The following is a 21086-nucleotide window of genomic DNA, read 5'->3' as shown; positions in this document are numbered from 1 at the left end:
CAAACACATCCATCATCATTTCCATTTTACCATAAATCCATAAATAGTTAAGCCACTCCCGCCGACAAACCGTTGGAAGCGAAAGCGCCAGGGGACAAAAAAGAGGCGCGGACAAACGCCCACGCCAATCCATAAAGATCTATATAAAAGGGGGTCAATTACTTACTTATAGCATACGACAACTGTGTTGCATTCGTGTTACAGCTGGATTAAATAACCATTACGGTTTCGTTGCGGTTTGATTACCGGCTCAGCTAACCCCTTGCGTATTCCATTTTTCTTTCAGTTCCTCGACGTAATGTTGGGCGCTTTGCGCGGCGATGCTGCCGTCGCCGGTCGCCGTGACGATTTGCCGGAGCGTTTTTTCCCGCACGTCACCGGCAGCGAAAATGCCCGGCACTTTCGTTTCCATTTTCTCGTTCGTGACAATATAACCGTTTTCGTTCGTGATGCCAAGATGAGCAAACGGCTTGGAGAGCGGCACCATCCCGATGTAAATAAAGACGCCGTCGCACGGGAATTCGCGCTCTTCCCCAGTCTGCGTATGGACGAGCGTCACGCTGCCGACTTTGCCGTCCTTTTCATTGATTTGTTTCACTGTATGATTCCAAATAAAATCGACTTTTTCATTGGCAAACGCCCGGTCTTGCAAAATTTTTTGCGCCCGCAGTTGATCGCGGCGGTGAACGATCGTCACCTTATTGGCAAAGCGCGTCAAGTAGACGCCTTCTTCGACCGCCGAGTCGCCGCCGCCGACGACGACCAAGTCTTTTCCTTTGAAAAACGCCCCGTCGCAAACCGCACAATACGAGACGCCGCGGCCGCCAAGCTCCGCTTCCCCTGGCACGCCGAGCTTTTTGTATTCGGCGCCGGTGGCGATAATGACCGCGCGCGCTTTATACTCTTTATCGCCGACAACGACCGTTTTGTACGCCTCGCCGTCGATGATTTCTTTGACATCGCCGTAGGCGTATTCTGCCCCAAACTTTTTCGCATGTTCAAACATTTTTGTCGCCAATTCCGGCCCTAAAATCGTTTCAAATCCCGGGTAGTTCTCGACTTCCTCCGTATTGACCATTTGCCCGCCCGGGACGCCGCGCTCGATCATGAGCGTCGACAAATTGGCGCGTGACGTATATACAGCCGCCGTCAGCCCTGCTGGCCCGGCTCCGGCAATAATGACGTCATAGATTTTTTCGTCTGCCACAACGTCCACTCCTTCGCTCGAAAATCACTCCATCTCCATCGTATAAAAGTCCGTGCACGGCGTCTATTGATTTGCTCACGACCATAGCCGGCGCACTTTTTGCGCGTACTTTTGCACGGTCGCCGCGGAAACGCCGTATTTCGCCGCCATTCCTTTTTGTGTCACACGTTCCCCTTGTTGCTGGCGCCAAACATATTCGATCGCCGCCGCCCATGCAGCGCCGTTCGCAAACGGTTCGCCTTGGGCCGACGGATGAACGGCCACGGCGAAGGCGAAGCGGCAGAGCGCCTCCTTTTCCTCATTATTTGCCAAAAGCACATCGATCATGCGGCCAATATTCGCCGCCCAAGCGGATCGCCCGTCATCCAACCCGAACAAAAAGGAATCGATAAACGGGCGCAGACGCGGATCGGCCGGCAAGAGACGGCAGACAGCGAGCGACAACGCTGTCTCTTCCGCTTGCGGCGAGCGGCTGAACAAATACAATCCGGACAGCCGGTCAGCGAGCTCCTCCTTCTCAAACAGCTGAACAACGCGGAGGAGCGTTTCATCGAACAGCGTCGGAGCGGCCCACGGCTCCTCGCCGCGCTTTTCCGGATGAAGGGCAGTAAGCGTCTCCCATACTTGCCGGGCTAGCGATTCATGCCCAGTATGATACGCGGCGTAAGCGAGCCAGTAGTAAAATGGGCCGTCACCCTCAAAACCGTTCTTATACAGGCGATACAACCAGCGAAACGCCGAATCAAACCGCCCGACAAGAGCAAAGGTGGCCCCAAGCTTATATTGGTGTTCGCGGAAAAACGGGTAGAGGGAAGCCAACATCTCGCAAAGAGCGGCCACCTGTTCCCGATCATGCAAATGATAGGCGAAAACGAGCGCGTTGCAAAGCGCATGCAAATTGCCGGGGTCACGCTTCAGCACGTCAAGCAGCTTTTGCTTCGCCTTTTCAACGTCGCCGCTGTAAAAATAAGCAAGCGCCAAATTGTTGTGCGCCGACCAAAATTCCGGGTATCGGGAAACGATCGCCTCTAGCGCCTCGATCGCCTCCGCAAACTGCTCTTGCTCAAGCAAATGCCGGGCCCGTTCTTGCATGATGATCAACTGCTCTTGCTCTTCGCTTACATCGTGGCGGTCGAGTTTGAGCAGCTCCAACAAATCGGCGGCGTCATCAGCGAACTCCCCGTCCGGTTCATATGTCAAATACTGTTCCGCATATTGCGCCGCTTCACGGAACAAGCCAAGACAGGCGAAATTGTTCGCCAAAAAATAAAAACAATCATGCATCGTTTCGTCTAAATCGTGGATAATTTTGAACAACCATTGATTGGAAAATTGATATTCACCAAGCTCGGACAATACAAGGGCGAGCTGCAGAGCGAATGAGGCGTCGCGCTCATCGAGCCGGACAGCGCGTTCAAAATATTTCCTTGCTTTATAGAAATCGCCGCGCTCGTACGCTTTCATCCCTTTTTTGAAAAAATAGTCCCCGCTTTGGATGAACGGTACAATCGTTGCTTTTCGTGATGATCGCTTCAGTTGTTTTCCCATTCTGTCCTCCGTCGTCCGTAACATTCGTCGAACAACAGTATACCACACTGGCGGCGGAAACAAGTAAAAAACTTTCAACCCAACGCGCCTGCCAATCCGATCATCGAACGGCGCGAATGTTCGTGATGCGATACTAGTCGATGAAACGGCATGCGCCTCGGCCTGACCGACCAATCATTCATCGGACGACAAAGGAGGAGCACCTGGCAACGGCAATGGCATCGGGAGCTGACCATCGGCTTGGTTTCCCTGCCCGCTCCTCTTATAAACAGCCACCGGCAATGCAATAAACTTTTGCACGATCAAAAAGGATGCCCCTGCACACCGCTTATGGAAACAGACTATGGATCCAGCAGCTGTGTGACGGGCATCCTCTTTTCACTCCAAAAGCGAACGGTCCTCCCGTTCGCTCGTCATCCTTTCCGTTCGGCTGCTTTTGTTTTTTGCGCATGCCGCTCAGCAAGCGTCGCCAGCACCGCGTCAAGCGGCAGCTTTTGCTCGCGCAAGAGCACAAGCAAATGGTACAACAAATCGGCCGCTTCCCATTTCAGCTCCTCATGGCTTCGGTTTTTCGCCGCGATGATCACTTCGGCCGCTTCTTCGCCGACCTTTTTCAAAATTTTATCGACGCCTTTTTCAAACAAATACGTCGTATACGCTCCTTCCGGCCGTTCGGCGTCGCGCTGGGCGATGATTTGTTCAAGCTCATGCAAAATCGCGAACCGGTCGGCCGCCGGCGTGCGCGCTGCGCCGTCAAGCGAGCGGGAAAAGCAGGAATACGTCCCCGTATGGCACGCCGGACCCGCCGGCTCCACCAACACGAGGAGTGTGTCGGCGTCGCAGTCGTAGCGGATGTCGACCACCCGCTGCACGTTTCCCGACGTCGCCCCTTTATGCCACAACGCTTGGCGCGAGCGGCTGTAAAACCACGTTTCCCCCGTCTCGAGCGTTTTTTCGAGCGACTCTTTGTTCATATAGGCGAGCATGAGCACTTCTTTGCTTTGTGCATCTTGAACGATCGCAGGCACCAGCCCGTTGTCGTCAAAGCGAATGTCTGTTGTCATCGCACGTTGACCCCTCTCTCTTTTAAGTACGCCTTCACTTGACCGACCGATGTCTCTTTGTAATGGAAAATCGACGCCGCCAGCGCCGCGTCTGCTTTTCCTTTTTCGAACGCTTCCAGAAAATGCTCGGCCTTGCCGGCGCCGCCCGAGGCGATGACCGGAACCGGGACCGCTTCGCTCACCCGCCGCGTCAACTCGAGGTCAAAACCGTTTTTCCCGCCGTCGGCATCCATGCTCGTCAGCAAAATCTCCCCGGCGCCAAGGCGCACCGCTTCTTTCGCCCAGGCGACGACTTCCCATTCTGTCGCGTTGCGGCCGCCGTGCGTATAGACGCGCCATGACTGAAGCGTGTCATCGTATTTCGCATCAATCGCGACGACGATGCATTGCGAGCCGAAAAAGTCCGCCCCTTCGGTCACTAATGACGGGTGAAGCACCGCCGCCGTATTGAGCGACACTTTGTCCGCGCCCGCGCGCAACATGCGTTTCATATCGTCAAGCGAATGAATCCCCCCGCCGACCGTAAACGGAATGGCGAGCTGGGCGGCGACGCGCTCGACGACATCGACCATCGTTTTCCGCCCTTCGTGCGAGGCGGAAATATCTAAAAAGACGAGCTCGTCCGCCCCTTGCTCATCGTACGCTTTCGCGAGTTCGACTGGGTCGCCGGCATCGCGCAGCTGGACAAACTGCACCCCTTTGACAACGCGGCCGTCTTTTACGTCCAAGCACGGGATGATGCGTTTCGTAATCACCGCTCGTTCACCGCCTTTAACGCTTCCGCGAGCGTAAATTGATTTGTGTACAGCGCCTTGCCGACGATCGCCCCGCCGATGCCTTGACCGACGTATTCGCGAAGCGCACGCAAATCGTCAAGCGAGCGCACGCCGCCGGAGGCAATCACTTCTTTTCCCGTCGCCTCAGCCAAACGGACCGAAGCAGCGATGTTTGGCCCCGACAGCGTGCCGTCGGTCGCAATATCGGTGAAAATAAACGTCTCCGCCCCCGCCTCGGCAAGCATTTGGCCGAGCTCTTCCGCTTTTACATTTGATGTCGCAAGCCAGCCTTCTGTCGCCACAAAGCCATCGCGGGCGTCAATGCCGATCACGATGCGGCGGCCGTATGTTTGTAGCATCTTTTTCACAAACGGCGGGTCGGCAATCGCCGCGCTTCCTAAAATGACGCGGGCGACGCCGCGCTCCAAATAGTAGGCGACATCGTCCTCGGTGCGAATGCCGCCGCCGACTTGGATGTTCACCGGAAGACGGCGGGCCGCTTCAATCACAAACCGATCGTTGACGCGCCGCCCTTCTTTCGCCCCATCTAAGTCCACCATATGAATCCACTCCGCCCCTTGGGCGGCAAATTGTTCGGCCATCGCGACCGGTGAATCGCCGTACACCGTTTCTTTGCTGTAATCGCCTTGCAGCAGGCGGACGCATTTGCCGCCGCGCATATCGATCGCTGGATAAATCGTAAACGATGCCATCAGCCATTCTCCCTTCCTGTGACGATGCCGACATAGTTGCTCAAGATGCGCATGCCGACCGCGCCGCTTTTTTCCGGATGAAACTGTGTGCCAAACACGTTGCCGCGCCCGACGACCGCTGGGACGTCGACATCGTATTCGCTGCTGGCGAGCACGACCTCTTCGTCGCCCGGGACGACATAGTACGAGTGGACAAAATACACATGCCCTTCCTCGACACCGTCAAGAAGCGGCGACGGACGATGGAAGCGAAGCTGATTCCAGCCCATGTGCGGCACTTTGTACGGCTCCCCGGCTTCCGTCACACCCGGAAAGCGGACGACGCGGCCGCGAAGCAGCCCGAGCCCTTCGGTCGGCCCGTTTTCCTCGCTTTCGTCAAACAACAGCTGCATCCCTAAACAAATGCCGAGCAACGGCGTGCCGCCTTCAGCCGCTGAACGGATAAAAGCAGCTAAACCTGTTTCATTTAAAATGTGCATCGCATCGCGGAACGAGCCGACGCCGGGCAAAATGAGCCCGCGCGCCTGCGCCAGCTCCTCGTTGTCGCCGCTCACGATATACGGGCAGCCGAGCCGCTCGAGCGCTTTGCTGACGCTGTATAAGTTGCCCATGCCATAGTCGATGATCCCGATCATCGTCATCCCATTCCTTTCTTCGCTGATCCATGCCCATCCCCTTGTTCAATGAACAACGGTATGACGGCATGCTTTTTTTACGGCGCTCCTTTCATGCGCAAACCTCTCCTTGGCGACCGGCCGCCTTCCCTGCACCCGCGGAACTTTTCCCCATAGGGAGCGCCGCCCTCGATCCGACCGCCTTCCCTGCGCCCGCGGAGCTTTTCCCCGCAGGGAGCGCCGCCCTCGATCGGTTAGAGCATGCCTTTCGTCGACGGAACGCCTTTGACGCGCGGGTCGACCATCGTCGCTTCATCGAGCGCCCGTCCGAGCGCTTTAAACACCGCTTCGATCATATGGTGCGTATTGCGCCCATAATGGACGATGACATGCAAGTTCATCCGCGCCTCCAGCGCCAGTTTCCATAAAAACTCATGAACCAACTCGACATCGAACGTGCCGACTTTCGACGCCGGAAATTCACCGTGAAATTCCAAATGCGGGCGGTTGCTCAAGTCGATCACGACTTGCGCCAGCGCATCATCCATCGGCACAAACGCGTTGCCGTACCGCTTGATTCCTTTTTTGTCGCCGAGCGCTTCTTTGATCGCCTGCCCGAGGCAAATGCCGATATCTTCGGTCGTATGGTGATCGTCAATATGCGTATCGCCTTTCGCGTCAACAAGCAAGTCAAACTGGCCGTGTTTCGCAAACAAATCAAGCATATGGGTCAAAAACGGCACCCCGGTCTCGAGCTCCGTCTTCCCTTCACCGTCTAGCGAAAACGCCAGCTGAATGCTTGTCTCCTTCGTCGTTCTTGCGATCGTCGCCTCTCTCGCCATTATCGTTCCCCTCTTTCTTTTTTCAGCCGCACCTCAATGGCGCGCGCGTGCGCTTCGAGCCCCTCGAGGCGGGCCAACGCGGCGATTTTGTCGCCATGTTGTGTCAATGCGGCTTCGCTGTAAACGATCACGCTCGATTTTTTCACAAACTCATCGACGCTCAAGCCGCTTGAGAATCTCGCCGTCCCGTTCGTCGGCAGCACATGGTTCGGCCCGGCGAAATAGTCGCCGACCGGCTCGGAGCTGAAGCGGCCGAAAAACATCGCCCCGGCATGGCGAAGCTTCCCTAATAGCGTCATCGGTTCTGCCGTCATCACTTCCAAATGCTCAGGCGCCAGCTCATTGACCACACCAACGGCCTCATCAAGCGTCTCGGTCACATAAATGGCCCCGTAGGTTTCCAGCGCCGCTTGGGCGATCTCGCGGCGCGGCAGCGTCTCAAGCTGCCGTTCCACCTCGCTCGCCACCGCCAAGGCAAGTTTCATTGACGGCGTTACTAAAATGGCCGACGCCCGCACGTCATGCTCGGCCTGTGACAACAAATCCGCCGCGATTTCATCGGCATGGGCTGTCTCATCAGCGAGCACAACAATTTCGCTCGGTCCAGCGATCATGTCGATCGCCACATGCCCGAACACTTCCCGTTTCGCCAACGCCACATAAATGTTGCCCGGTCCGAAAATTTTATCGACCGGCCGAATCGTTTCCGTTCCATACGCCAGCGCCGCGATCGCCTGCGCGCCGCCAACTTTGTAAATTTCCGTCACCCCAAGTTCATGCGCCGCCGCCAGCACGCCATCAGGAAGCGAACCGTCTTCATTCGGCGGCGAAGTGATGACAATCCGCTCCACTCCCGCCACTTGCGCGGGAATGACGTTCATCAGCACGGACGACGGATAGGCGGCCGTCCCGCCTGGCACATACAGCCCCACCGCATCAAGCGGCGTCACCTTTTGCCCGAGAATCGTGCCGTCTTCGTTCGTCATCCACCATGATTGGCGCTTTTGCCGCTCATGATAGGCGCGAATGTTGGCCGCCGCTTCGCGAATCACCGCCAGCATCTCCGGGCTCAGCGCCGCATGCGCCCGCTCCATTTCCGCTTCCGTCACCCGAAGCGAATCCAGCTTGACGCCGTCAAACCGTTCCGTATATTCTTTCAGCGCCGCATCGCCGCGCGCGCGCACATTGGCGATAATATCAAGAACCGCGCGGCGCTGCTCGTCCGTTCCGCTTTCAATCGTCCGCCTCAGCGAAACGCCGCCTCGAATCCGTTCGATTTTCATCGTTCGCTCCCCTTTCTGTGTCGTCCATCGGTTTTCGTCCATTGGCAACCTCCTCGGCGTTGCGAACGCCACTCCGCCAGCGGGCAACGCCAGGCCGAGGCTCCACCAAATCATCCGTGGGAAACCGCCCGTTCCGCTCTGTCGCACCTTTTTTCCTACAGCTGGGGAATGACCGCCGCTAATCGTTCGACCAGCCGTTCAATGTCCCCACCGTTTAACCGATAACTCGCCGGATTGACGATGAGGCGCGACGTCACGTCAGCGATCCGCTCAAGCTCCACAAGCCCGTTTTCTTTCAACGTCCTTCCTGTCGAGACGATATCGACAATCCGATCGGCCAAGCCGATGAGCGGAGCGAGTTCAATCGAGCCATTTAGGCGAATGATTTCTACTTGTTCCCCTTGTTCGCGAAAATACGTCGACGCAATGTTCGGATATTTCGTCGCCACCCTCGGCGCAATTTCATTCATCGCAGCGCCGGGCAGCCCCGCGACGGCCAAATGGCAGCGACTGATGTGCAAATCGAGCAGCTCATAGACGTTCCGTTCTTCCTCCATTAAGACATCTTTTCCCGCTATGCCTAAATCCGCCACCCCGTGTTCAACATAGGTCACCACATCCATCGGTTTCGCCAAAATAAAGCGCATCTTTTCCTCGACCACGTCAATGACGAGCTTGCGCGATTCGTCAAACTCCGGCGGCAGCGCATAGTCCGCCCGCCGCAGCAGCTCGACCGCCTCTTCAAAAATGCGCCCTTTCGGCATCGCAATTGTCAGCATCGCTCTTCCTCCTTGCTTGTCGTCATGCGTCAGCGCCAACCCCCGCGCTCGTTGACGCGCGCCCTCCAGTCAAGCCGCCATCCCTTTGATGGTTGCGGCACGCTCGGACGTAAGCGCGCGAACCAACGGGTTGAATGGCTGTTGTCCGCTTTCTCCCACGTCGTGACGTTCATTGCCCCTCGCGTCCGCTCCGGCCAAGCAAATAGACGATCGACCGGTAGCGCTGGCTGTAAGCATCAATATCGCGAATGCCGGCGATATGCTGCAAGACGACGCGCTTGCCTTCCGCCCGCTTCGCCTCGGCGAGCTCAACCGCCTCCGCCAACCGCTCCTGGCTGAAGACGATGCACTCAATCTCCCCGCGCACATCCGTCTCGCCAACCGCCTCGATCAATCGGTCGACGCGCAGCCCAAATCCCGTCGCCGGCGCCGGTCGGGAAAACTTCGCCAACAACTCATCATACCGCCCGCCGTTGCCGATCGGGAATCCCACTTGCTCGGCGTACACTTCAAACAAAATGCCGGTGTAATAGCTCATATGGCTCACAAGCGCCATATCGAGTTTCACCGCCTCAGTCACCCCGTACGTCTCGAGCGCTGCTAACAGCGCGGTCAACTCATCAGCGGCTCGCTGTCCTTCCTCGCTCGAAGCCAGCGCTTTTGCCGCCTCGATCGCCTCGCTGCCTCCGCGCAAGGAAAGAAGATCGAGAAGACGTTTTTGATCAATGGACGAAAGCGGCAGCGCCTTCACATGCTCGCGATAACCGACATAATTTTTTTCATATAAGAAACGGCGCAGCACACTCGCACGCTCTTCATTTCCTAAAATTTCTAAAAACAACGCGTTCACATAGCCGATATGGCCGACCGCCACCGAAAAGCGGCCAAGCCCTACACGCTTCAGCAGCGCGGCCATCAGGCTGATCACCTCGGCATCGGCCGCCACCGTGCCGTCGCCGATCAACTCAACGCCGATCTGCTCAAACTCCGCCGGCCGCCCGCCTTCGCGCTGCTGCGCGCGAAACACGTTGGCGTTGTACGCCAACCGGAGCGGGTTGCCGTCTTCATATAGGCGCGACGCCGCCACCCGAGCAATCGGCGCCGTCATATCGGGCCGCAGTACGAGCGTGTGCCCTTGCTGGTCCAAGAGCTTAAACAACCGATGATCATCAATTGCCGACGCCGCCCCGACCGTTTCATAATACTCAAGCGTCGGCGTCTCGATAAACTCATAGCCCCAGCGCTCGATTTCTTCCGCCATCACCGAGCGCACTTGCTTTTTCATTTCATATAAAAATGGCAGCGTATCGCGCATGCCTAACGGTTTTTCAAACATGAACAGCCTTTTTGCCATGTTCCCACGCCCTTTATCAAAATGCTTTAGTTTGCTAATATGGTAGAGAAGTGAAGTTATTAGTAGTTTACTCCTTTGCGGTCACAACGTCAAGAGGAAACGCGCCATCCACAACAAAATGGACAAGGACTCTTCCAAACGAAGAAATGCCTGTCCATCTCGCTCCACCTTGTGCATGCAGCTGCTTCCGAAATCTCCAAGGCGCAAAAGAACTCCGAATCGTCGAAGGGCGACGAGCAGTCATGCTCCGGGAGACGAAAGAGAACTTTCGTCGTGGAACAGGGAACTCTTACTTCATAAAAATAGTTTGTTCATTCATTTTACCATTTTTTTCAGAATCCTTTCTCTCCGCAAACAAAAAACCCGCCCCCGTTACTCGGAAGGCGGTTCATTCGTGCGGACGATGCGCATCGGGCAACCCGCGACCATCACCCCGGGCGGGACGTCTTGATGAACGACCGTGCCGGCGGCGACGACGGCGCGGTCGCCGATCACCACACCGGGCAAAATGGTCGAGTTGGCGCCGATCATCACCTCATCGCCGATCACCACATCGCCAAGGCGGTATTCGTCCACTAAATATTCGTGGGCGAGAATGGTCGTGTTGTAGCCGATGACGCAGTTGCGGCCGATATGGATTTTTTCTGGGAAGAGAATGTCTGGCATGACCATAAAGGCGAGCGCCGTTTGCTCGCCGATCTTCATGCCGAGAAACGTGCGGTACAGCCAATTTTTCAGCGGCAAAAACGGCGTGTAGCGTCCGATTTGAATGATGATGACGTTTTTCAACACTTTCCAAAACGAGACGGTCCGATACAACTGCCAGAGCGAATTCGCCCCGTGGACGGGGTATTTGGTCGTTCGTCTCACCGGGAGAGCGATTCCTCCTTCCGTTCGTTGATGCCGACAATGGCCAGCAAATCGCTCATTTTTTCCAACATATAGTCCGGTTCATATTGTTCCAAATACTCGCGGCCTTTAATCGCCCAGGCGACGCCGGCTGTTTTCACGCCGGCGTTTTTGCCGGCCAAAATGTCGTGGTAGTTGTCGCCGACCATCAGCGCTTCGTCCGGTGTCGATTCAAGCGCCTCAAGCGCCTTATGAATCGGTTCAGGATCCGGTTTGGGACGATTGACGTCATCGAGACCGATAACGCACGAGAAAAACGGCTCAAGCCGCATTTTCCGCAAGCCCATGAGCGCCGTGTCATGTATTTTCGTCGTCACGACGCCAAGGCGGAAGCCATGGCGGTGCAGCGTTTCAACCGTTTCATACACGGTGTCAAACTCGCGGATCAATTCGTCATGACGGGCATGGTTGAACGTGCGGTACGTCTTCACCATCTCCTCGACTCGTTCCGGATCGAGCGAGCTGAACGTCTCGTACAGCGACGGCCCGATGAACGGCAAGACGTCCTCACGCCCGTAGCGGCCCGGATAATATTTCTCCAGCGTATGCAAAAATGACTGGATGATGAGCTCATTCGTATCAATCAACGTTCCATCAAGGTCAAATAAAATCGTGCGAATCGTCATGAAGCGGCTTCCTTTCTTTTCGGTTGTTCAAGGCGGCGCCAAAGGAACGCCACCGCCATCGTCAGCAATACGGCCGTCACTAAGCGGATCACCAGCAGCGGCCATACCGGAATGCCGAGCGGAACGAAAATGAGGGTATCCTCCACCACCGCATGGCATGAGACGAGAAAAATGAACGCCAACGTTAAGTCGCGTTTGGAGACGCCGTCTTCTTTCGCAGCTTGAATCATGACACCAGCGCCATAAGCGAGGCCGAACACAAACCCGGCCGCGAGCGTGAGCGACGTGTTCGCGCTCATGCCAAGCATCTTCGTCGCCGGTGCCATCCAGCGCGAAAACGTCTCAATCCAGTGGCGTTCTTTCAACACTTGAATGACCGTCATCAGCGGAATGACAATCGCGACCAACTGGACGATGCCAGTCGCGGCTTTTTTCAACGCCGCCAACGCGATCGCCATCCAGCCGACCGGCGGCGCGTCTTCCTTCGGCATAAAGCCGTACTGGGCGATTTCCTGCCCGCCGTCCCAGAAATGGGCGATCAACAGCCCGGACACAACGGCCAAGCTAATGCGCACGGCGAGCATGAGCCAAACGCTCATTCCCGTGCGCGAAGCGACGGATGACTCGACGATCAAGTTATGGGAAAACGAGAGCATGATCGCCAAAATCAACACTTCTTTCACCGTAAACTCGATCGTCAGCATCGCCCCAATCGCCGCGTACAGTCCAAGCAAATTGCCGAGCACCAGCGGCACGGCCGCATCGCCGGATAAGCCGAACCATTTCATGAACGGGGTGACAAAGTTAATGAGCCACGAAAAAAGCGGCGTCGGCTGCAACAGCGCCAGAATGAGCGTCACTGGAAAAATGATTTTGCCGAGCGCCCATGACGTCTTCAGTCCGGCGAGCACGCCGCGCTGCAACGTTCCTGTCATGTTCTTCTCTCTCCTTTGCTTGTCTTCATGCCGCGGTGCAGCGAAGCCATGATTCTCGTGATCCCAAACACGGCATCCTTTTTCTCATCCGTCTTACACCAACCGGAGCCACTATTCATCTTGATACCGTGCGCTCGCCCAGCCTTTTGCCCGGCGCACGATCCACAAGGCGACGGCAAAAACAATGAGGGCAATGGACATCACTTGCGCCATACGCAAATGTTCGGTAAGCATTAAGCTATCTGTGCGCATTCCCTCAATCCAAAAGCGGCCGATCGAATACCAAATCAAGTACGACAAAAACAGCTCGCCGCGCCGCAAATTGACGCTCCGCAGCCAAAGCAGCAAGAAAAAGCCGATGAGGTTCCAAAGCGACTCGTACAAAAAGGTCGGGTGCCAATATTGGCCGTTAATGTACATTTGATTGATGATCCAATCCGGCAAATGCAAATGTTCAAGAAACTGGCGCGACACCGGGCCGCCGTGCGCCTCTTGATTCATAAAATTGCCCCAGCGCCCGATCGCCTGCCCTAAAATGATGCTCGGTGCAGCAATATCAAGCAGCTTCCAAAATGACAGCCTGCGCACCCGGGCAAAGACAATAGCGGTCGTCACCCCTCCGATCAAGCCGCCGTGAATAGCAAGACCGCCTTGCCAAATTTGCGGGATCTCCTCCAAATGTTCGGAATAGTAATCCCATTCAAACAGCACGTAGTACGCTCGGGCGCAGACAATGGCAATCGGCACAGCAAACAGCACCAAATCGACAAATGTCTCTTTCGGCAAACCGTGCCGCACCGATTCGCGCGTTGCCAGCCATAAGCCGAGCAGCACCCCGGTGCCGATAATGACTCCATACCAATAAATAGTGATCGGACCAAGCTGCAAAAACACACGGTCCAACGGCTCAATTGCCGATTCCATCTTGAACGCCTCCTTTGCGGTGACGGATGGCCGACGCAGCCCCGCTGCCATCATTCGATCTTCTGTCAATGGCCATCCTGATCGGAATTTCCTTGTTCATCTGAAAGGGCCGGTGATTGAATCAAATAGACAGCTTAAAAAGACATTCTCCTGTTGAGAAACGTTTGATGTTTTGAATTGTTAGAAATCAACGGCGACAGAAACCAAAAAACATCACCGGCTTTCATCATGCTCCTCTTCTTCAATGGCATCGCTCAGCCGCGCTGAAAATTCCTCGGCTGCGTTGACCCCCATCCGCTTCAGCCGGAAGTTCATCGCCGCCACTTCGACGATGACGGCCAAGTTGCGCCCCGGTCGAACCGGAATTGTTAATTTTGGCAATTCAGTATCTAAAATTTTCACGCGTTCTTCTTCCAAACCGAGCCGGTCGTATTGCTTCTCTGGGTCCCATAGCTCTAAATCGATGACTAAGGAAATGCGCTTGTGCGGCAACACCGCCCCGGCGCCAAACAAAGTCATCATATTAATGATGCCAAGACCGCGAATCTCAAGCAAATGCTCAATCAGCTCCGGAGCGCTGCCGATCAATGTATCTTCATCTTCTTGGCGGATTTCGACGCAGTCATCGGCGACCAACCGATGGCCGCGCTTTACAAGCTCAAGCGCCGTTTCACTTTTGCCGACGCCGCTTTTGCCTGTAATCAATACGCCGACGCCGTACACATCGACGAGCACGCCGTGCACCGCCGTTGTCGGGGCAAGCTTGCTTTCCAAATAGTTGGTCAACCGGCTCGAGAGCCGGGTTGTTTTCATCGTCGAGCGCATCACCGGCACCGACTGGCGCTCGGACGCTTCGATCAGCTCGGGCGGCACCTCAAGCCCCCGGGAAACGATAATCCCAGGCGTAATATCGGTACAAAGCCGCTCCATTCGCGCCCGTTTTTCTTCCGGAGTCAGCGTTTCGTAAAACGACAGCTCGGTTCTCCCGAGCAACTGCAATCGCTCTGCCGGATAATAGGCGAAATAGCCGGCCATCTCGATCCCCGGCCGCGACAAATCGCTTGTTGTAATCGGGCGGTAAATACCTTCGGCGCCGCTGACGAGCTCCAGCTGGAACTGTTCGATGATGTCTTTTGTCCGCACTTTTGGCATAATCAGCCTTTCCCCCCTTTCCTCATCTTTTTCCATTGTAGCATGTTTCGTTTCGCCGTTGAATGGAAAACATCGGGGGAAACAAAATGGAGACGGTCCATCCCGTCTCCATTATGACCGATCGCGCAGCGGTTCGATAATCGCTTTTTGCACGAGCAGGTGAAAAAACGACAAGACGATCGAAGCGAGCAGCGCCGTGCCGAACCCTCCGATTTGGAACGCATCGCCCATAAGCCCCGCCGTCATCATCAGCGTGATGGCATTGATGACAAACAAAAACAACCCGAGCGTCAATACGGTCACTGGCAGCGTCAATAAAATGAGCACCGGGCGGACAACGGCATTTAACACCGCCAAAATCAAACTCGCCAAAAATGCGGCGCCGATGCCGCTGAAATGAATGTCGTCAAAATAACCGTCAATTGCCATAAGCAACACCGTATTAATAAAAACGCCAATCAACCAATTGAGCATCCCATCACCATCTTTGCTGTAAGATCGTTTTTCAAGCCGCGGCGGCATCTTTGTCTTTCTTATGTTGCCTAAAACAAGCCAAACATTGCGTCATGACCGTGCACCACCAACGCCGCGCTTCGTCGATCCGCTTACGCCAAAGGCACACCCATTCCCTCTTTTTTTATTTTAACACTTGAATTCCTTTGATGACATTCCAAATGACAACAACGAGGTTCACCAATCCAGCCACGAAAAACCCGAACCAAACGAGGCCGCCGCTAAACAAGAACGATTCCTCTCCCCACTGACCGAACAAAACAGGAACAAACGCCAACGCGATAAACAGCAAGACGGTTATCACCGGAATCAAATGGGAGACGAGCGACCGCTTCGCATGGTGCTTCACATCGGGATCCTCTACGACAAAATACACAACGATCGGCAAAATGAACGACGCGAAAAAGACGCTGAAATAGCAAAGGGCGGATAGGACTTTATTGGTCGACAATTCGGTATCTCCTTTCCCTGTTTCTCTACCTGTATATACGACAGCCGCCGGGAAAAGTTTCCTGCTGCCGGCAAAAAAAGGCGTGGCGTTCACCGTCTTCTTCAAACATGATAAAAAAGCGGCAAAAGCGTTACGCCTTTGCCGCTTCATACCGTGCCTGCATGCGCGCCCGGTCGCGCTCCAAAATCGGTTTCAAATAGCGGCCGGTGTAGGAAGCCTCGACCCCGGCCACGTGTTCCGGCGTGCCGGCTGCGACAATTTGCCCGCCGCGGTCGCCGCCTTCCGGTCCTAGGTCAATGATGTAATCAGCCGTTTTAATAACGTCCAAGTTGTGTTCAATGACGAGCACCGTATCACCGTTGTCGACCAGCCGATGAAGCACATCAAGCAATCGGGCGATGTCATCGACGTGAAGCCCGGTTGTCGGCTCGTCCAAAATGTAGAGCGTCCGGCCGTTCGAGCGGCGGTGCAGCTCGGCAGCGAGCTTGACGCGCTGCGCCTCGCCGCCGGAGAGCGTTGTCGCCGGCTGGCCGAGCTTCATATAGCCGAGGCCGACATCATACAACGTCTCAAGCTTGCGCTTAATTTTCGGGATCGAAGCGAAAAAGTCAAGCGCATCTTCGACCGTCATGTCCAGCACGTCGGCGATATTTTTCCCTTTGTATGTCACTTCAAGCGTCTCGCGGTTGTACCGTTTGCCGTGGCATACTTCACAAGGGACGTATACGTCCGGCAAAAAATGCATTTCAATTTTGATGATCCCATCGCCATGGCACGCCTCGCAGCGCCCGCCTTTGACGTTGAAGCTGAAGCGCCCTTTTTTGTAGCCGCGCACTTTCGCTTCGTTCGTTGCGGCAAACACGTCGCGAATGTCATCAAACACCCCGGTGTAGGTCGCTGGGTTCGACCGAGGGGTGCGGCCGATCGGCGACTGGTCGATGTCAATCACTTTGTCAAGGTGCTCAAGCCCGCGGATATCGCGATGTTCACCCGGTTTCGCTTTTGCCCGGTGCAGCTTTTGCGCGAGCGCCTTATAAAGCACTTCGTTCACGAGCGTACTTTTGCCTGAGCCTGACACCCCGGTGACGGCGACGAACGTGCCGAGCGGGATGTTCACCGAGACGTTTTTCAAGTTGTGCTCGCGGGCGCCCACGACCTCGAGCCACCGCCCGTCCGGCTGGCGCCGTTCGGCCGGGATCGGGATAAATTTTTTCCCGGATAAATATTGACCGGTGAGCGAGTTCGGATCATTCATCACCTCTTCCGGCTTGCCGGCCGCGACGACCTCGCCGCCGTGGATGCCCGCCCCCGGGCCGATGTCAATCAAATAGTCGGCCGCGAGCATCGTATCTTCGTCATGTTCGACGACAATAAGCGTATTGCCAAGGTCGCGCATGCTTTTTAACGTCGCGATCAGCCGGTCGTTGTCGCGCTGATGCAGCCCGATGGACGGCTCATCAAGCACATACAACACCCCCGTCAGCCGCGAGCCGATTTGCGTCGCCAGCCGGATGCGCTGCGCCTCGCCGCCGGAAAGCGTTCCCGCCGAGCGGCTGAGCGTCAAATAGTCGAGGCCGACGTTTTGCAAGAAGCCGAGCCGGTCGCGAATTTCACGCAAAATGAGACGGGCGATTTGCGCTTCTTTTTCCGTCAGCTCAAGCCCTTCAAAAAAGGCGAGCGCTTCGGTCACCGACATCGCGGTCACTTCACCGATATGTTTGCCGCCGACCAAGACGGCCAGGCTTTCTTTTTTCAGCCGATAGCCTTTGCACGTCGGGCACGGCTGTTCGGCCATATATTTTTCCATTTGCTCGCGGATGTAATCGGAGCTTGTCTCGCGGTAACGGCGTTCAACGTTCGGAATGACTCCTTCAAATGTGATGTATTGTTCGCGCACCTGGCCAAAATCGGTCGTATAGCGGAAATAAATCGGCTCCCCGCCGCTGCCGTACAAAATTTTATCGAGCTGCTCTTTTGGCAAATCTTTCACCGGCACGTCCATCGGAATGCCGTAATGGCGGCACACGGCTTCGAGCAACTGCGGGTAATATTGCGAGCTTTGCGGCTCCCACGGAGCGATGGCGTGCTCTTTTAACGTCAGCTCCTTGTTCGGGATGACCAAATCGAGATCCACTTCGAGCTTCGCCCCAAGCCCGTCGCAGTCCGGACAAGCGCCGAACGGACTGTTGAACGAAAAGAGGCGCGGCTCAAGCTCCCCGATCGAAAAGCCGCAGTACGGGCAGGCGTGCTTTTCGCTGAACAACAGCTCCTCTTGATCGATCACGTCAACGATTACTTTGCCGTCGGCGAGTTTCAATGCCGTCTCAAGCGAATCGGCGAGCCTTGATGCGATGCCGTCTTTGATCACGATCCGGTCAACGATGACATCAATCGAATGTTTTTTATTTTTTTCCAGCTCAATGTCTTCGGTCAACTCGCGCATCTCGCCGTCAATGCGGACGCGCACATACCCTTGCTTGCGGATATCGTCAAGCACTTTCGCATGCGTCCCTTTTCTTCCCGAGACGATCGGGGCAAGAATTTGCATTTTCGTCCGCTCCGGGTACGCGAGCAGCCGGTCGACCATTTGCTCGATCGTCTGCGATTGAATTTCGATGCCGTGCGTCGGGCAGAACGGCCGGCCGATGCGGGCGAACAGCAGCCGCAAATAATCGTAAATTTCCGTCACCGTGCCGACGGTTGAGCGCGGGTTGCGGCTCGTCGTTTTTTGGTCGATCGAAATGGCCGGCGACAGCCCTTCGATCGCATCGACATCCGGTTTGTCCATCTGCCCTAAAAACTGGCGGGCATACGCCGACAGCGACTCGACGTAGCGCCGCTGCCCTTCGGCATAAATCGTGTCAAACGCCAATGACGACTTGCCCGACCCGGACAGCCCGGTCAACACAACGAGCTGTCCGCGCGGGATTTCAACGTCAATGTTTTTTAAGTTATGGGCACGCGCCCCTTTGACGATAATTTTATCCGTTCCGTTCACCCGGCCATCATCCTTCCGCTTTCAACTCGAAAATCGCATCGCGCAGCTGGGCGGCCCGCTCGAAGTCGAGCGCTTTGGCCGCTTCTTTCATCTCCGCTTCCAGCTGGCGGATGAGCGCTTCCCGTTCTTGTTTTGTCATGCTGGCGGCCGCCGGCTTCGCCTCGTACGTTTCCGTTTCTTCGGCCGCATACGTCGCGCGGATGACATCGCGAATCTCCTTTTGGATCGTGCGCGGCACGATGCCATGTTTGCGGTTGTATTCCTCTTGAATCGCCCGGCGCCGCTTCGTCTCTTGAATGGCGATTTCCATCGATTTCGTCACTGTATCGGCGTACATGATCACATGGCCGTTCGCGTTGCGCGCCGCGCGGCCGATCGTCTGGATGAGCGAGCGCTCCGAGCGTAAAAATCCTTCTTTGTCGGCGTCCAAAATGGCGACAAGCGACACTTCCGGAATATCGAGCCCTTCGCGAAGCAAGTTGATGCCGACGAGCACATCATATTTGCCAAGCCGCAAATCGCGGATGATTTCAATGCGCTCAAGCGTTTTAATTTCCGAGTGCAAATAGGCGACTTTCAATCCCGCTTCTTTCAAGTAATCCGTTAAATCTTCCGCCATTTTTTTCGTCAGCGTCGTCACCAATGTCCGCTCGTTCCGCTCAACACGTTCGCGAATTTCCCCGATCAAATCGTCAATTTGCCCGGCGATCGGACGAACGTCAATCGTCGGATCGAGAAGCCCGGTCGGGCGGATGATTTGTTCAACGACGCCCGGGCTATGTTCAAGCTCATACGGCCCCGGCGTCGCGGAGACATAAATAATTTGGTTAATTTTTTGTTCAAACTCGTCAAACGTGAGCGGACGGTTATCGAGCGCCGACGGCAGGCGAAAGCCATGGTCGACGAGCACTTGCTTGCGCGCCCGGTCGCCGTTGTACATACCGCGCAGCTGCGGGAGCGTGACGTGCGATTCATCGATGATGATCAAAAAATCGTCCGGAAAATAGTCAAGCAGCGTATACGGCGTTGAACCCGGCGGCCGGAGCGCCAAATGGCGCGAGTAGTTTTCGATTCCGGAACAAAAGCCCATTTCGCGCATCATTTCAAGATCATAGCGCGTCCGCTGCTCCAACCGCTGCGCTTCTAACAGCTTCCCTTGTTCGCGCAGCTCGGCAAGCCGCTCCTCGAGCTCTTGTTCGATGTTTTGAATCGCAAGCCGCATTTTCTCCTCACGCGTGACAAAGTGCGACGCCGGGAAAATGGCGACGTGCTCACGCTCGCCGAGCACTTCACCCGTCAGGGCGTCGACTTCGCGAATGCGGTCGATTTCATCGCCAAAAAACTCGACGCGGATGCAATGCTCATCGCGCGACGCCGGGAAAATCTCGACGACATCGCCGCGGACGCGAAACGTGCCGCGCCGGAAGTCGATGTCATTGCGGTCGTACTGGATATCGACCAACCGCCGCAACAACGTGTTGCGCTCGATCTCCATGCCGACGCGCAGCGAAACAACAAGCTCGCGATATTCTTCCGGCGACCCTAAGCCGTAAATGCACGACACGCTGGCGACGATGATGACGTCCCGCCGCTCAAACAGCGCCGAAGTCGCCGAGTGCCGCAATTTATCGATCTCGTCGTTAATTTTCGCATCTTTTTCAATATACGTATCCGTTTGCGGGACGTACGCTTCCGGCTGATAATAATCGTAGTAGCTGACAAAATATTCGACGGCGTTGTGCGGAAAAAACTCCTTCAGCTCGCTGTACAATTGTCCAGCGAGCGTTTTGTTATGGGCGATCACAAGCGTCGGCTTGTTCACTTGGGCGATGACGTTCGAGATGGTGAACGTTTTGCCCGTTCCCGTCGCCCCGAGCAGCGTTTGGTGCGTCACTCCGCGCGTTAAGCCGTCAACCAATTTTTCAATCGCCTGCGGCTGATCACCTTGCGGTTGATACGATGACACTAATTGAAAACGGTCGTCCACCGTTTCTCCTCCTTCTCCGATCCATCTCTCCCCATTGTATCACATCCCCTTGACGGATGCACAAAAAACGCGAACTGATATTCGTGCCAATCAACGCAGCGATTTCCATTGTCATCTCTTCATTTGCCCGCGTACAGAACGTGAAAAAGCGGGCCTCTTCAAAGCCCGCCTGTCCGTCACTTTTTTATATTGTCCAACATCCGGCCGGCCAACAAGAAGCCGGTGATGGTCGAGGCAATATCGGCGACAATTTCATGCAGTTCGTCCGTATACCCTTTGACATACGAAGCGACAAGCAACGCGATCGTCAACAACAACGCGATGTACCGGTTGTAGGTCACCCGTGCAAATAACAAGACAAGCAGGCACGGAATGATGAGTGCCGCGAGAAACCACATATGCTCAGTCTCC

At 55.6% G+C, this 21086-nt stretch carries 20 protein-coding genes; all 20 read right to left on the bottom strand.

Annotated elements, in window-relative coordinates:
• Nucleotides 1-250 precede the first annotated feature (250 nt).
• Nucleotides 251-1207 (bottom strand): thioredoxin-disulfide reductase, encoded by a 957-nt coding sequence (gene trxB / locus IC803_RS01245; protein ID WP_081207215.1) that lies wholly within the window; start codon nt 1205-1207, stop codon nt 251-253.
• 75 nt (nt 1208-1282) lie between these two features.
• Nucleotides 1283-2755, bottom strand: coding sequence for a tetratricopeptide repeat protein (locus IC803_RS01240; RefSeq protein WP_081207216.1), 1473 nt, complete (start codon nt 2753-2755; stop codon nt 1283-1285).
• Between the two features lie 413 nt (nt 2756-3168).
• Nucleotides 3169-3819, bottom strand: coding sequence for a bifunctional phosphoribosyl-AMP cyclohydrolase/phosphoribosyl-ATP diphosphatase HisIE (gene hisIE / locus IC803_RS01235; protein ID WP_081207217.1), 651 nt, complete (start codon nt 3817-3819; stop codon nt 3169-3171).
• On the bottom strand, nt 3816-4574 hold the full coding sequence (gene hisF / locus IC803_RS01230) for an imidazole glycerol phosphate synthase subunit HisF (protein ID WP_081207218.1): 759 nt from the start codon (nt 4572-4574) through the stop codon (nt 3816-3818). The genes hisIE and hisF overlap by 4 nt, the downstream gene beginning before the upstream one ends.
• Nucleotides 4571-5308 (bottom strand): 1-(5-phosphoribosyl)-5-[(5-phosphoribosylamino)methylideneamino]imidazole-4-carboxamide isomerase, encoded by a 738-nt coding sequence (hisA, locus tag IC803_RS01225; RefSeq protein WP_081207219.1) that lies wholly within the window; start codon nt 5306-5308, stop codon nt 4571-4573. Before hisA ends, hisF begins: the two co-directional genes overlap by 4 nt.
• The gene (hisH, locus tag IC803_RS01220; protein WP_081207220.1) at nt 5308-5949 is read right to left on the bottom strand and encodes an imidazole glycerol phosphate synthase subunit HisH; all 642 of its coding nucleotides are present in this window, start codon (nt 5947-5949) and stop codon (nt 5308-5310) included. Before hisH ends, hisA begins: the two co-directional genes overlap by 1 nt.
• 227 nt (nt 5950-6176) lie before the next feature.
• Complete coding sequence (gene hisB, locus IC803_RS01215) at nt 6177-6764, bottom strand: imidazoleglycerol-phosphate dehydratase HisB (protein ID WP_081207221.1); 588 nt, start codon at nt 6762-6764, stop codon at nt 6177-6179.
• Nucleotides 6764-8047, bottom strand: a complete 1284-nt coding sequence (gene hisD, locus IC803_RS01210; protein WP_081207292.1) for a histidinol dehydrogenase — start codon at nt 8045-8047, stop codon at nt 6764-6766. The genes hisB and hisD overlap by 1 nt, the downstream gene beginning before the upstream one ends.
• A gap of 155 nt (nt 8048-8202) precedes the next feature.
• On the bottom strand, nt 8203-8826 hold the full coding sequence (gene hisG, locus IC803_RS01205; RefSeq protein WP_081207222.1) for an ATP phosphoribosyltransferase: 624 nt from the start codon (nt 8824-8826) through the stop codon (nt 8203-8205).
• A gap of 169 nt (nt 8827-8995) precedes the next feature.
• Nucleotides 8996-10180, bottom strand: coding sequence for an ATP phosphoribosyltransferase regulatory subunit (locus IC803_RS01200; protein WP_081207223.1), 1185 nt, complete (start codon nt 10178-10180; stop codon nt 8996-8998).
• Nucleotides 10181-10552: 372 nt separating this feature from the next.
• The gene (locus IC803_RS01195) at nt 10553-11050 is read right to left on the bottom strand and encodes an acyltransferase (protein WP_081207224.1); all 498 of its coding nucleotides are present in this window, start codon (nt 11048-11050) and stop codon (nt 10553-10555) included.
• Nucleotides 11047-11715: a pyrophosphatase PpaX gene (gene ppaX, locus IC803_RS01190; protein WP_081207225.1), complete on the bottom strand. Its 669-nt coding sequence runs from the start codon at nt 11713-11715 to the stop codon at nt 11047-11049. The genes IC803_RS01195 and ppaX overlap by 4 nt, the downstream gene beginning before the upstream one ends.
• The gene (locus IC803_RS01185; RefSeq protein WP_081207226.1) at nt 11712-12650 is read right to left on the bottom strand and encodes a nucleoside recognition domain-containing protein; all 939 of its coding nucleotides are present in this window, start codon (nt 12648-12650) and stop codon (nt 11712-11714) included. Before IC803_RS01185 ends, ppaX begins: the two co-directional genes overlap by 4 nt.
• 111 nt (nt 12651-12761) lie before the next feature.
• A complete protein-coding gene (gene lgt / locus IC803_RS01180; RefSeq protein WP_081207227.1) occupies nt 12762-13574 on the bottom strand; it encodes a prolipoprotein diacylglyceryl transferase in 813 nt (270 codons plus the stop codon).
• 213 nt (nt 13575-13787) lie between these two features.
• Entirely contained in the window at nt 13788-14726 is a 939-nt protein-coding gene (gene hprK / locus IC803_RS01175) for an HPr(Ser) kinase/phosphatase (RefSeq protein ID WP_081207228.1), read from the bottom strand.
• 111 nt (nt 14727-14837) lie between these two features.
• Nucleotides 14838-15200, bottom strand: coding sequence for a phage holin family protein (locus IC803_RS01170; protein WP_081207293.1), 363 nt, complete (start codon nt 15198-15200; stop codon nt 14838-14840).
• A gap of 163 nt (nt 15201-15363) precedes the next feature.
• A complete protein-coding gene (locus tag IC803_RS01165; RefSeq protein WP_081207294.1) occupies nt 15364-15690 on the bottom strand; it encodes a magnetosome magnetite crystal formation protein family in 327 nt (108 codons plus the stop codon).
• 130 nt (nt 15691-15820) lie between these two features.
• Complete coding sequence (gene uvrA / locus IC803_RS01160; protein ID WP_081207229.1) at nt 15821-18688, bottom strand: excinuclease ABC subunit UvrA; 2868 nt, start codon at nt 18686-18688, stop codon at nt 15821-15823.
• A 7-nt stretch (nt 18689-18695) separates the two neighbouring features.
• Entirely contained in the window at nt 18696-20675 is a 1980-nt protein-coding gene (gene uvrB, locus IC803_RS01155; protein ID WP_081207230.1) for an excinuclease ABC subunit UvrB, read from the bottom strand.
• A gap of 176 nt (nt 20676-20851) precedes the next feature.
• On the bottom strand, nt 20852-21073 hold the full coding sequence (locus tag IC803_RS01150) for a CsbA family protein (protein ID WP_081207231.1): 222 nt from the start codon (nt 21071-21073) through the stop codon (nt 20852-20854).
• Between the last annotated feature and the right edge of the window lie 13 nt (nt 21074-21086).

It is taken from the genome of Geobacillus sp. 46C-IIa, assembly GCF_014679505.1.
Lineage (GTDB): Bacteria > Bacillota > Bacilli > Bacillales > Anoxybacillaceae > Geobacillus.
Note: the sequence above shows the minus strand (reverse complement) of the source record. Positions and strands in the feature narration are given on the sequence as shown.